11 protein-coding genes are annotated in these 11,683 nt (G+C 60.6%); 7 read left to right on the plus strand and 4 right to left on the minus strand.

Annotated features, from left to right (window positions below):
- Positions 1 to 54 precede the first annotated feature (54 nt).
- The 4 genes from nrdH (at position 55) to ATY76_RS18965 (ending at position 5,350) form a co-directional block, all read left to right on the plus strand.
- Positions 55 to 276, plus strand: coding sequence for a glutaredoxin-like protein NrdH (gene nrdH, locus ATY76_RS18950; protein ID WP_088676289.1), 222 nt, complete (start codon positions 55 to 57; stop codon positions 274 to 276).
- A gap of 13 nt (positions 277 to 289) precedes the next feature.
- On the plus strand, positions 290 to 2,872 hold the full coding sequence (gene nrdE, locus ATY76_RS18955) for a class 1b ribonucleoside-diphosphate reductase subunit alpha (protein WP_088676290.1): 2,583 nt from the start codon (positions 290 to 292) through the stop codon (positions 2,870 to 2,872).
- Between the two features lie 179 nt (positions 2,873 to 3,051).
- Positions 3,052 to 4,026 (plus strand): class 1b ribonucleoside-diphosphate reductase subunit beta, encoded by a 975-nt coding sequence (gene nrdF, locus ATY76_RS18960; protein WP_088676291.1) that lies wholly within the window; start codon positions 3,052 to 3,054, stop codon positions 4,024 to 4,026.
- A gap of 100 nt (positions 4,027 to 4,126) precedes the next feature.
- Positions 4,127 to 5,350 carry an adenylate/guanylate cyclase domain-containing protein gene (locus ATY76_RS18965; RefSeq protein WP_088676292.1) on the plus strand — a complete coding sequence of 408 codons (1,224 nt, stop codon included), beginning with the start codon at positions 4,127 to 4,129 and terminating at the stop codon, positions 5,348 to 5,350.
- A gap of 18 nt (positions 5,351 to 5,368) precedes the next feature.
- On the opposite strand, the gene queE is transcribed toward ATY76_RS18965, so the two are convergent.
- The 4 genes from queE to ATY76_RS18985 all read right to left on the minus strand — a co-directional run bounded on the left by queE (position 5,369) and on the right by ATY76_RS18985 (position 8,327).
- Positions 5,369 to 6,097 (minus strand): 7-carboxy-7-deazaguanine synthase QueE, encoded by a 729-nt coding sequence (gene queE, locus ATY76_RS18970; RefSeq protein WP_088676293.1) that lies wholly within the window; start codon positions 6,095 to 6,097, stop codon positions 5,369 to 5,371.
- Positions 6,094 to 6,450: a 6-carboxytetrahydropterin synthase QueD gene (queD, locus tag ATY76_RS18975; protein WP_088676294.1), complete on the minus strand. Its 357-nt coding sequence runs from the start codon at positions 6,448 to 6,450 to the stop codon at positions 6,094 to 6,096. Before queD ends, queE begins: the two co-directional genes overlap by 4 nt.
- Positions 6,450 to 7,160 (minus strand): 7-cyano-7-deazaguanine synthase QueC, encoded by a 711-nt coding sequence (queC, locus tag ATY76_RS18980; RefSeq protein WP_088676295.1) that lies wholly within the window; start codon positions 7,158 to 7,160, stop codon positions 6,450 to 6,452. Before queC ends, queD begins: the two co-directional genes overlap by 1 nt.
- A gap of 114 nt (positions 7,161 to 7,274) precedes the next feature.
- Entirely contained in the window at positions 7,275 to 8,327 is a 1,053-nt protein-coding gene (locus ATY76_RS18985; protein ID WP_088676296.1) for a LacI family transcriptional regulator, read from the minus strand.
- A gap of 306 nt (positions 8,328 to 8,633) precedes the next feature.
- Here ATY76_RS18985 and ATY76_RS18990 point away from each other — a divergent pair, with 306 nt between their 5' ends.
- From ATY76_RS18990 to ATY76_RS19000, 3 genes are all read left to right on the plus strand, one after another.
- A complete protein-coding gene (locus ATY76_RS18990; RefSeq protein ID WP_088676301.1) occupies positions 8,634 to 9,893 on the plus strand; it encodes an ABC transporter substrate-binding protein in 1,260 nt (419 codons plus the stop codon).
- Between the two features lie 101 nt (positions 9,894 to 9,994).
- The gene (locus tag ATY76_RS18995) at positions 9,995 to 10,948 is read left to right on the plus strand and encodes a sugar ABC transporter permease (protein ID WP_088676297.1); all 954 of its coding nucleotides are present in this window, start codon (positions 9,995 to 9,997) and stop codon (positions 10,946 to 10,948) included.
- Positions 10,945 to 11,683 (plus strand): carbohydrate ABC transporter permease (locus tag ATY76_RS19000; protein WP_088676298.1); only part of this gene is annotated, 739 nt, incomplete at its 3' end. The genes ATY76_RS18995 and ATY76_RS19000, both read left to right, overlap by 4 nt.

Here is an 11,683-nt window from a genome sequence, read left to right on the forward strand (position 1 = left end):
AGGCGCCCGATCCCAGTTCTGCGTCCTGAATTCATTGAGATCACGAGGAAGATGATGAGCGTTACCGTTTACAGCAAACCCGCCTGCGTTCAGTGCACCGCCACCTACCGCGCCCTCGACCGCCTGGGCGTCGATTACGACATCGTCGATATCTCCGAGGATGCCGAAGCGCTCGATCGTGTCCGCGGCATGGGCTACATGCAGGTTCCCGTCGTCGTTGCCGGCGAGCAGCATTGGGCGGGGTTCCGTCCGGACATGATCAGCGCGCTCTCCTGACCGGGGAAAGGCGATGGGCCTGATCGTCTACTATTCCAGCCGATCCGAAAACACCCATCGATTTGTCGCCAGGCTCGGGCTGCGCGCGGCGCGCATTCCCGCAAGCGGCGCAGACGCCTTCCATATCCGCGAACCCTTCGTGCTTGTCGTGCCGACCTATAGCGGCGACGGCGGCAAGGGGGCCGTTCCCAAACAGGTGATCCGTTTCTTGAACGATGCGGAGAACCGAGGACACATCCGCGGCGTGATTGCCGCGGGCAACAGCAATTTCGGCGAGACATACGGGCTTGCCGGCGACGTGATTTCGCGGAAATGCCAGGTGCCTTACCTCTACAGGTTCGAGCTCATCGGCACGGAGGAGGACGTCGTCAACGTCAGATACGGATTGGAACGGTTTTGGACACGGGAACAAACGCGGGATGCGGGCGCAAAACCGCATAACACTTTCGCTCATCCCGCCGGCGAACGCCCTGTGAAAGCGGCGGAAACGCTCGACTATCACGCGCTGAACGCGATGCTGAACCTTTATGACGACGAGGGCAGGATCCAGCTCGACAAGGACCGCATGGCGGCGAAGCAATATTTCCTGCAGCATGTGAACCAGAACACGGTGTTCTTTCACAATCTGCGGGAAAAGCTCGATTACCTCGTGACCGAGGGCTATTACGAGCAGGAGGTGCTCGACCAGTATTCCTTCAATTTCGTCCGCGACCTGTTCGACCAGGCCTATGCCAGGAAATTCCGGTTCCCGACCTTTCTCGGCGCCTTCAAATATTACACCAGTTATACGCTGAAGACCTTTGACGGGAAGCGCTATCTCGAGCGCTACGAGGACCGCATCTGCATGGTGACGCTGACCCTGGCACGCGGCGACGAGGCGCTTGCCCGCGACATGGTCGACGAGATCATTTCCGGCCGTTTCCAGCCGGCGACCCCGACCTTCCTCAACGCCGGCAAGAAGCAGCGCGGCGAACTGGTTTCCTGCTTCCTGCTGCGGGTCGAGGACAATATGGAATCGATCGGCCGGTCCATCAATTCGGCGCTGCAGCTGTCGAAGCGCGGCGGCGGCGTGGCGCTGTCGCTGACGAATATCCGCGAGGCCGGCGCACCGATCAAGCAGATCGAAAACCAGTCCTCGGGCATCATCCCCGTTATGAAGCTGCTTGAAGACAGTTTCTCCTATGCCAACCAGCTCGGTGCGCGCCAGGGGGCGGGTGCTGTCTATCTCAACGCGCATCACCCCGACATCATGCGGTTTCTCGATACCAAGCGCGAAAATGCCGACGAGAAGATCCGCATCAAGACGTTGTCGCTCGGTGTCGTCGTGCCCGACATCACCTTCGAACTCGCGAAAAACAATGAGGACATGTACCTGTTCTCGCCTTACGATGTTGAACGCGTCTATGGCGTGCCTTTTACCGAGATTTCGGTGACGGAAAAATATCGCGAGATGGTGGCAGACGCCCGCATCTCGAAGAAGAAGATCAAGGCGCGTGAATTCTTCCAGGTGATCGCCGAAATCCAGTTCGAGAGCGGCTATCCCTACATCATGTTCGAGGACACGGTGAACCGAGCGAACCCGGTGGCAGGTCGCATCTCCATGAGCAATCTCTGCTCGGAGATCCTGCAGGTGAGCGAGGCGAGCGAATACAATGACGACCTCTCCTACAAGCATCTCGGCAAGGATATTTCCTGCAATCTCGGCTCGCTGAACATCGCCGCGGCCATGGACTCAGCCGATTTCGGCAAGACGATCGAAACCTCGATCCGGGCGCTGACGGCAGTTTCCGACATGAGCCATATCGCCTCGGTGCCCTCGATCGAGAAGGGCAATGACGAAAGCCATGCGATCGGCCTCGGCCAGATGAACCTGCACGGCTATCTCGCCCGCGAACGCATCTTCTACGGCTCGGAGGAGGGCGTCGATTTCACCAATATCTATTTCTATACGGTGACCTACCACGCGATCCGCGCTTCGAACCTGCTGGCGGTCGAGCGGGGCCAGAGCTTCAAGGGCTTCGAAAATTCGAAATATGCCTCGGGCGAATATTTCGACAAATATACAGAACAGGAATGGAAGCCGGCGACCGGGAAGGTGCAGGCGCTGTTCGACAATGCTGGCATTCATATCCCGACGCGGGAAGATTGGGCGGCGCTGAAGAAGGCCGTCATGGCCTCCGGCCTCTATAACCAGAACCTGCAGGCAGTGCCGCCGACGGGGTCGATCTCCTATATCAACCACTCGACCTCCTCGATCCATCCGATCGTCTCGAAGATCGAGATCCGCAAGGAAGGCAAGATTGGCCGCGTCTACTATCCGGCGCCGTTCATGACCAACGACAATCTCGATTATTATCAGGACGCCTACGAGATCGGTGCGCAGAAGATCATCGACACCTATGCGGCGGCGGCCCAGCATGTCGACCAGGGCCTGTCGCTGACCCTGTTCTTCCGAGACACGGCGACGACGCGCGACATCAACAAGGCGCAGATCTACGCCTGGAGGAAGGGCATCAAAACGATCTACTACATCCGCCTTCGCCAGATGGCGCTGTCCGGCACCGAGGTGCAGGGCTGCGTGTCTTGTACGCTGTGATTTTGCGCTGCTGGCCGAGAGTTTCGAGCTTGTAGCCCCCTCATCCGCCTGCCGGCACCTTCTCCCCGATGGGGAGAAGAGACAAGCCGAATGCATGGCGTTCCCCTCTCCCCAGCGGGGAGAGGGCAGGGTGAGGGGGCCCCGCACTCCGTTAGAATTTGTCGAAGAAAGACCACCCAATGAACATATCCATCAAGCCAATCAGCCGCGTGCGCGCCATCAACTGGAACCGCATCGAGGATGACAAGGATCTCGAAGTCTGGAACCGGTTGACCGGCAATTTCTGGCTGCCGGAGAAGGTGCCGCTGTCCAACGACATTCCTTCCTGGGCGACGCTGACGGCGGCCGAGCAGCAGCTGACGATCCGCGTCTTCACCGGGTTGACGCTGCTCGACACGATCCAGAACGGCGTCGGCGCGACCAGATTGATGGAAGATGCGATGACGCCGCATGAGGAGGCGGTGCTTTCCAACGTCTCCTTCATGGAGGCGGTGCATGCGCGCTCCTATTCCTCGATTTTCTCGACGTTGTGCTCGACGCCCGATGTCGACGATGCCTATCGCTGGTCGGAGGAAAACGAGTTCCTGCAGCGGAAATCGGCGCTGATCATGGAGCAATATGCCTCCGGCGATCCCATGAAGAAGAAGGTCGCGAGCGTCTTCCTGGAAAGCTTCCTGTTCTATTCCGGCTTCTATCTGCCGATGTACTGGTCGAGCCGGGCGAAGCTCACCAACACGGCCGACATGATCCGCCTGATCATCCGCGACGAGGCGGTGCACGGCTATTATATCGGCTACAAGTTCCAGCGCGGGCTGGAGCAGCTGTCGGAAGGCCGCCGGCAGGAGATCAAGGATTTCGCCTTCGACCTCTTGCTCGAACTCTACGACAACGAGGCGCGATATACCGAAGCGCTCTATGACGGTGTCGGGCTGACCGAGGACGTCAAGAAATTCCTGCATTACAACGCCAACAAGGCGCTGATGAACCTCGGCTATGAGGCGCTTTTTCCGGCCGAAGCCTGCAAGGTCAATCCGGCGATCCTCTCGGCGCTGTCGCCGAATGCCGACGAGAACCACGACTTCTTCTCGGGTTCCGGCTCCTCCTATGTGATCGGCAAGGCTGTTGCCACCGAGGACGAGGATTGGGATTTCTGAGACTTAATTGCAGTCTCCCCTTATTATTTGCTTCCGCATCGACCACATTCACGGCAATTGAATTCGGTACTCGTCGATGATGCGGCGTAGCGGGGTTTTGATGTCTTCTTTCTTGAACGAGGCCGGGGTGGCCGTTGAAACGGGCGAAGGGGCCTGGCCGATCCGCCGGAGGCGGATCCTCGATTGGCTGGTGAACGAGACGCGCGGCGAGCGCTTCATCGACAATATCCTGGTGGCGATGTGCGGGAAGCTCTTGGCCGCAGGGGTGCCGTTGGCGCGCGCGACGCTGCATTTCAGGACCAACCATCCGCAATGGATCGGTGCTCGCATCCTCTGGAAGGAGGGCATGGCGGAGGCGAAGATCAACACATTCGCCTACGGTGTTGAAACCACGCCGGAGTTCCTGAAGAGTCCCGTCAACGCTATCCACCAGGGCGCGGAGGAGGTGCGCAGACAGTTGGAAGACCCAGCCGACAGCGAGGAGGATTCATTCTTTCAGGAACTGCGCGACGAGGGCCTGACGGAGTACATCGCGTGGCCGGTCGAGCACACTTTCGGCAAACGCCATGTCGTGACGTTTTCCACCAGCCAGCCGGGCGGGTTTACGCGCGAGCATACCGATTTCCTGCGCGATCTCCTGCCGGCGCTGACCCTCGTCAGCGAAATCAGGTTGAAGAACATCATGGCGCGCACGCTGCTGCAGACCTATGTCGGGCCGCATGCGAGCGAGCAGATCCTGTCGGGCGTGACGACACGCGGCAGCGGCGCCACCGTCGGTGCGGCGATCATGATCTGTGACCTTCGCGACTTCACGGCGCTCTCCGATCTCTGGCCGCGCGACGACGTCATCCATCTGCTGAACGATTATTTTGACGCCATGTCGGATCCCATCGAACGCTATGGCGGCGAGATCCTCAAATTCATGGGCGACGGATTGCTGGCAATTTTCCCGCTCAGCAAGGATACGGCCTGTGCCGATCTGCTGCAGGCGATCCGCGAAGGGCAGGCGTCGATGGCCGAGCTGAACGAGCAGCACGCGCGCATGGGCCGCGAACCGCTGCGCTACGGCGTCGGCGTGCATGTCGGCGACGTCATGTACGGCAATATCGGCTCGCGCCGGCGGCTGGATTTCACCGTCATCGGCCCGGCGGTCAATGTCGCCTCGCGGCTGGAAAGCCTGACCAAGGAGGTCAAGCGCCCGGTGCTCCTGTCGCGGGCCTTCGTCGAAATGGCGGGCTGCGCGAAAGACATGGACAGTCTCGGCACCTTCCCGTTGCGCGGGCTCGGAGAGCCTGTCGATGTCTTCGCTTTTCCGGAACGATAGGTTTCGGCGGACGGTAGCTCACACCCCTCGTTTGTTTCCCCAAAGCAGCACGTGCAACTGCGGCAGCACGCGCGGCGCAAACCAGCGGTCCGCCGTCACCTTCTCGACGAGCCAATGCATCCGGTCCATGACGCCGTCGATATCGATACGCGCGTCGTCGTCTTCAGGCGGCGGCGGAGTATGGTTGCACGGCTGCAAGTACAGGGGAATATAGGGGTATCGTTGGCCCACGTCTCGCGCGAATGCATAGTCGGCATCGTCGAAGACGACGATTTTCAAAGCGATCTCCGGCCCGCCGGCGGTCAGCCGAAGGCAGTTGTCGACCTCACCCCAGTCCGTCTGCATTCCGCTTGACGGCGGCTTGGGGCTCAAGACCAGGACGTCGAGATCGCGAAACCAGTTCCGGGCGATGCTTCCCTGTGTTTCCAGTGCGAAGCGGTATCCTTTGGAATGGCCGAGCTCGATCAGCGGCCCGAGCGGCTGGATCGCCGGGTTGCCTCCGGAAAGCGAAACCGTCATCGGCCTGCCTCCGGAGAGTTTCGTGACCTCCTGCCAGATCGCCTCGACCGACATGGGCATCCATTGATCCCGGAAGGCGCTGTCGACCGCATGAAGGCTGTCGCACCAGGAGCAGCGGTAATCGCAGCCGCCCGTCCTGACGAACACCGTCGGCAGTCCGATCAATGCACCTTCGCCCTGTATGGTCGGGCCGAAGATCTCGCTGACGCGGATGGTCTCCGTGCTCATGGCCTGTACTCCGCCCAAGTCTTCGGCGTTTCGCTGACGCGGACGGACGACGTCTCGGGAAAACGCTGCTTGCACCAGTCGTAGAAATGCCTGGCCAGGAATTCGGAGGTGACTTTGGAATGACCGAACACGTCGTTCAGGTGGCGATGATCGAGAGCCTCGTCGATATAGCGCTTGAGCGGCGAGAGGTCGTGATAATCGCGAACGAAGCCGTCGTCATTCAGGTTTTCGGCCGAGAGTTCGACGACCACGATGTAGTTGTGGCCGTGGAGCCGGGCGCATTGATGATCGGCCGGCAGGTGATCCAATTGATGCGAGGCGGAGAGATGAAACTCCTTGGTGATGCGGTACATCAACGCACCTCCGTCGCGGCATATTGCGACACCGCCGCCTTCCAGAAGTCGCGGTCCTCATATTCCGTCGGGTCGGCGACACTGGCGAGATGGAAGGCTTCGCGGCGTTCGACGCAGGTTCCGCAGCGCCCGCAATGGAGATTGCCGCCCTTGTAGCAGGACCAGGTTTCCGCGAAAGGCGTGCCATGTTTTGCGCCATCGGCCACGATCGCGGCTTTGGGGACCTCGACATAGGGTGCGAGCAGCTTGACGCTGGCATAACCGTCCAGCGCTTCGTTCTGCATGCGCTGGAAGGCATCGATGAAGCCCGGACGGCAGTCCGGGTAGATGAAGTGGTCGCCGCCATGCACGGCGACGGCAACGGCATCCGCTTTCTGCGCGGCGGCCAGGCCGAACGCGATCGCCAGCATGATGGCGTTGCGGTTCGGCACTACGGTCGCTTTCATGGTCTCCTCGGCATAATGGCCGTCGGGGACCTCGACATTGTCGGTCAGCGCCGATCCGCTGAGATGGCCGCCGATGGCTGATATGTCGATGATGTGATGGGGTACGGCAAGGCGCGCGGCGCATTTGGCGGCGAAATCGAGTTCCTTGCGGTGCCGCTGGCCGTAGTCGAAGGAGACGAGGCCGATAAGCCGTTCTTGCGCTGCCATCCTATGGGCAAGCGAAACGGAGTCGAGTCCGCCGGAGCAGACGACAATGGTTTTCATATTTGGGATCCCTTGTTTTGACCGGGTGGGCTGCGACCGGATTACGGGCGCGCTTCTAAGACAAAACGCGTGCGATGAAAACCACTTAATATAAGGGTATTCGAGCCGAGCGGGCTAACCAATCGGAAAGTTGATCTGCGGCGGCAGCAGCAGGTGCAAATCCTCGGCGTCCGGATTGTTGATGCGCTGCAGCAGCATGCGGCCGAGATCTTCGCCCGCTGCCGTCAGGTCCTCGTGGATGGTGTCGACCTTCGGCTGCAAATGGGTCAGAAGCCGGGAGGTTTCCTTGGCGACGATGTCGTAGTCGGCGGCAAGTGTCAGGCCGGCATCGTTCATGCCGCTGATGACGGCGAGGGCGGAGACTTCGCCGGGACAGATAAAGCCGTCGGGCGCATCCTGGGCGGCGGCGCGGACACGGATGAAATCACGCAGCACATCCGCCGGCGTATCGAGATCGATCGCCTCGGGGATCTCATGGGCGATGCCCGCCTCCCGCACCGCCGTCATGAAACCGTGCAGGATATGCTGGCAGAAGGTCAGCCGTTTCGGCGGCAGGATCACCGCCACTTTTTTGCGGCCCTTCACGATCAGCCGGCGCGTCGCTTCGTAGGCGAAAGTGAAATTGTCGTAGTCGACATAGGGATGCGGCGTCGAAAATTCGGTGCGGCCGTGACAGATGAAGGGAAAGCCGGTTTCGAGCAGCAGGCGGACGCGGGCGTCGAGCGGCTCGGTGCGCGTGAAGATCAGCCCGTCGGCGAGATGGTTGCGGATGATGTAGTCGGCGGCCTCGGCATTGGTCGTCGACAGGAAGTTCGGGGCGACGACGAGATGGTAGGAGGTTTCCTTCAGCGCCTTGGCGATGCCGTACATGATCGAGGTGGTGAAGCCGACCACTTCCTCGTGGGGATCGAGCAGAATGGCAATAACGTTGGTGCGGCCGGTCTTCAGCCGCTGGGCGGCCCGATCGGGGAGATAGCCGATCTCGCGGGCGATGCGATGCACGCGCTGGCGGGTCTCGAGCGAAATCTGCGGCGCGTCTGAGAGCGCTCGCGATACCGTCGTCACTGCCAGCCCGGTGATCGTGGCGATCGTCCGCAAGGTCGGCTTGCCGCGCTTGTGAGGAATATCGATATTTTCGCCGCGCTGCGGCCGGGGCGGTTCAGTCACTACTTCGCTTTCCACGCTGGAATTGCCGATACAATAACACGATGACCCGGATGCGCAATCAGCGAATGAAAACGTTTTAAATTTTAACGCCTTATTAGGCATGAAGATAAATATCATAAAAATCAATTAGATATTGAAATAACCATATTTTTCTCGGGTATCGAGAAAGGACTTGACGACCATATGCGTATAACGTTTTAAATGATCAACCGCGCGGAGGAGCGCGGCTGTATGCCGACCGCCGCAATGGCGGAAAGCATCGGGCGGCAGGGAAGGCCCGCCGCCAATCTCAATGGGAGGAAATTCATGCGCAAGTTTATGAGCTCGGCGGCTGTTGCTGTCGTGATGATGGCTGGCCTCGGCGCGGCACAGGCAGCCGACGTGAAGGAAGTGCAGATGCTGCACTGGTGGACATCAGGCGGCGAGGCGGCTGCTTTGAACGTCCTGAAGGAGGACCTGTCGAAGGAAGGCTTTGCCTGGAAGGATGTTCCGGTTGCCGGCGGCGGCGGTGATGCGGCGATGACGGCGCTGAAGGCGATGGTGGCGGCCGGCACCTATCCGACGGCCTCGCAGATGCTGGGTTATACCGTGCTCGATTATGCTGAGGCCGGCGTCATGGGCGATCTGACCGAGACGGCCAAGAAGGAAGGCTGGGACAAGTCGGTGCCGGCCGCACTGCAGAAGTTCTCGGTCTATGACGGCAAGTGGGTCGCAGCGCCGGTCAACGTCCACTCGGTCAACTGGCTGTGGATCAACAAGGCGGTCATGGACAAGATCGGCGGCACCGAGCCGAAGACCTTCGACGACCTGATCGCGCTGCTCGACAAGGCGAAAGCTGCCGGTGTCATCCCCTTGGCGCTCGGCGGCCAGAACTGGCAGGAAGCGACGATGTTCGATTCCATCGTGCTGTCGACCGGCGGGCCTGAGTTCTACAAGAAGGCCTTCAACGATCTCGACGAGGAATCGCTGAAGTCGGAGACGATGAAGAAGTCCTTCGACAACCTGGCCAAGATCATCCAGTACGTCGATCCGAACTTCTCCGGCCGTGACTGGAACCTGGCGACCGCCATGGTCATCAAGGGTGATGCGCTGGTGCAGGTGATGGGTGACTGGGCCAAGGGCGAATTCGTCGCCGCCAAGAAGACCCCGGATACCGACTTCCTCTGCTACCGCTTCCCCGGCACCGACGGCAGCGTCATCTATAACTCCGACATGTTCGGCATGTTCAACGTCCCCGACGACCGCAAGGCGGCCCAGGTGGCGCTGGCCACGGCGACGCTGTCGAAGAGCTTCCAGTCGGCCTTCAACGTCGTCAAGGGTTCGGTGCCGGCCCGCACCGACGTTCCCGACACCGACTTCGACGCCTGCGGCAAGAAGGGCATCGCCGACCTGAAGGCCGCCAACGAGGGCGGCACGCTGTTCGGTTCGCTCGCTCAAGGGTATGGCGCGCCTCCGGCGATCGCCAATGCCTATAAGGACGTCGTCTCGAAGTTCGTCCACGGCCAGATCAAGAGCTCCGACGAAGCCGTCACCCAGCTCGTCCAGGCGATCGACGACGCCCGCTGAGACCAGCCGATGAATATGCTTCCCCGCGTCTTTTGCGGGGAAGCGTCAGGCTCCGCAGCGATCATTGCCGAGCCGATCCTGCGGGAAGGGAGAAGATATCCATGAGCACAGTTGCCACCACCGATCCGGTTCTGACCCCCGGGCAAGCGACGCCGATTTCGCTGAGGGGCCGGCTGCAGGATGCGCTGCCGAAGATCGTGCTGGCGCCGAGCTTCGTCATCACGCTCGTCTTCGTCTACGGCTTCATCGTCTGGACGGCCTATCTGTCGTTTACCAATTCCAAGACCTTCCCCTCCTATCAGCTGACCGGGGCGCGGGCCTATCAGCGGCTGTGGCGCTGGACCTTCGAGAGCGACCCGCCATCCTCCTGGTACACCTCGATCACCAATATGGCGATCTTCGGCTTTCTCTATGTCGGCATCTGTCTGGCGCTTGGCCTGCTGCTTGCCATCCTGCTCGACCAGAAGATCCGCGGCGAGGGGCTGCTGAGGCCGATCTTCCTCTATCCGATGGCGCTCTCCTTCATCGTCACCGGGGTGGCCTGGAAATGGTTCCTCGATCCCGGCCTCGGGCTCGAGCAGACGCTGCATCACTTCGGCTGGACGAGCTTCCACTTCGACTGGATCAAGAACAAGGACTTCGTCATCTATACTGTCGTCATCGCCGGCGTCTGGCAGGCTTCGGGCTTCGTCATGGCGATGTTTCTCGCCGGTCTTCGCGGCATCGACGGCGAGATCATGAAGGCGGCCGAGATCGACGGCGCCTCGACCCTGCAGCTCTATCGCCGCATCATCATCCCGCTGTTGCGCCCGGTCTTTCTCTCCGCCTTCATCGTGCTCGCCCATATGGCGATCAAGTCCTATGACCTCGTGGTGGCGCTGACCTCCGGCGGGCCGGGCGGCTCGGCCTGGCTGCCGTCCAACTTCATGTATGAATACACCTTCAAGCGCAATGAGATGGCCGTCGGCTCGGCCAGCGCCATCATCATGCTGATGACGATCTCGGCGATCATCGTGCCCTATCTCTATTCCGAACTGAAGGAGAAGGCCCGATGAGCATCTCCGCTGCCTCTCCCGCCGCCTCCGGCAATGCAGGACGCGTTATCGGCCGCATCGTCATCTATGGCCTGCTGGTCATCTTCGCCGTCCTCTATCTGATGCCGCTCTTCGTCATGCTCACCACCTCGTTCAAGACGATGGACGAGATCCAGGGCGGCAACATGCTGGCGCTGCCGCAATCGCCGACCTTCGATCCCTGGATCAAGGCCTGGGGCGAGACCTGCGTCGGGCTGACCTGCGCCGGCATCAAGGGCTACTTCTGGAACTCGATCAAGATGGTGGTGCCGGCGGTGGCCATCTCCACCATCATGGGGGCGCTGAACGGCTATGTCCTGACCAAATGGCGCTTCCCCGGCCATACGCTGGTGTTCGGGCTGATGCTGTTTGCCTGCTTCATCCCGTTCCAGTCGGTGCTGCTGCCGATGGCGACCATCCTCGGCTCGCTCGGCCGCTTCGGCATGACGCTGCAGAACGCCACCGGCTTTTCCTTCGGCTTCGGCAATCCGACGGTCAACCTGGTCTTCGTCCATGTCGTCTACGGCTTGGGCTTCACGACGCTGTTCTTCCGCAATTTCTACGAGGCCTTCCCGACCGAGCTGGTGAGGGCCGCCCAGGTCGACGGCGCCAGCTTCTTCCAGATCTTCCGCCGCATCATGCTGCCGAACTCGCTGCCGATCATCGTCGTCACCGTCATCTACCAGTTCACCAATATCTGGAACGACTTCCTGTTTG

This window comes from Rhizobium sp. R339, from assembly GCF_002211395.1.
In the GTDB taxonomy this organism is placed as follows: Bacteria; Pseudomonadota; Alphaproteobacteria; order Rhizobiales; family Rhizobiaceae; genus Rhizobium.

What these genes read in the sequence shown, in the direction of transcription:
- nrdH (WP_088676289.1), top strand. Translation starts at nt 55, where the DNA reads ATGAGCGTTACCGTTTACAGCAAACCCGCCTGCGTTCAGTGCACCGCC.
- nrdE (WP_088676290.1), top strand. Translation starts at nt 290, where the DNA reads ATGGGCCTGATCGTCTACTATTCCAGCCGATCCGAAAACACCCATCGA.
- nrdF (WP_088676291.1), top strand. Translation starts at nt 3,052, where the DNA reads ATGAACATATCCATCAAGCCAATCAGCCGCGTGCGCGCCATCAACTGG.
- ATY76_RS18965 (WP_088676292.1), top strand. Translation starts at nt 4,127, where the DNA reads ATGTCTTCTTTCTTGAACGAGGCCGGGGTGGCCGTTGAAACGGGCGAA.
- queE (WP_088676293.1), bottom strand. Translation starts at nt 6,097, where the DNA reads ATGAGCACGGAGACCATCCGCGTCAGCGAGATCTTCGGCCCGACCATA.
- queD (WP_088676294.1), bottom strand. Translation starts at nt 6,450, where the DNA reads ATGTACCGCATCACCAAGGAGTTTCATCTCTCCGCCTCGCATCAATTG.
- queC (WP_088676295.1), bottom strand. Translation starts at nt 7,160, where the DNA reads ATGAAAACCATTGTCGTCTGCTCCGGCGGACTCGACTCCGTTTCGCTT.
- ATY76_RS18990 (WP_088676301.1), top strand. Translation starts at nt 8,634, where the DNA reads ATGCGCAAGTTTATGAGCTCGGCGGCTGTTGCTGTCGTGATGATGGCT.
- ATY76_RS18995 (WP_088676297.1), top strand. Translation starts at nt 9,995, where the DNA reads ATGAGCACAGTTGCCACCACCGATCCGGTTCTGACCCCCGGGCAAGCG.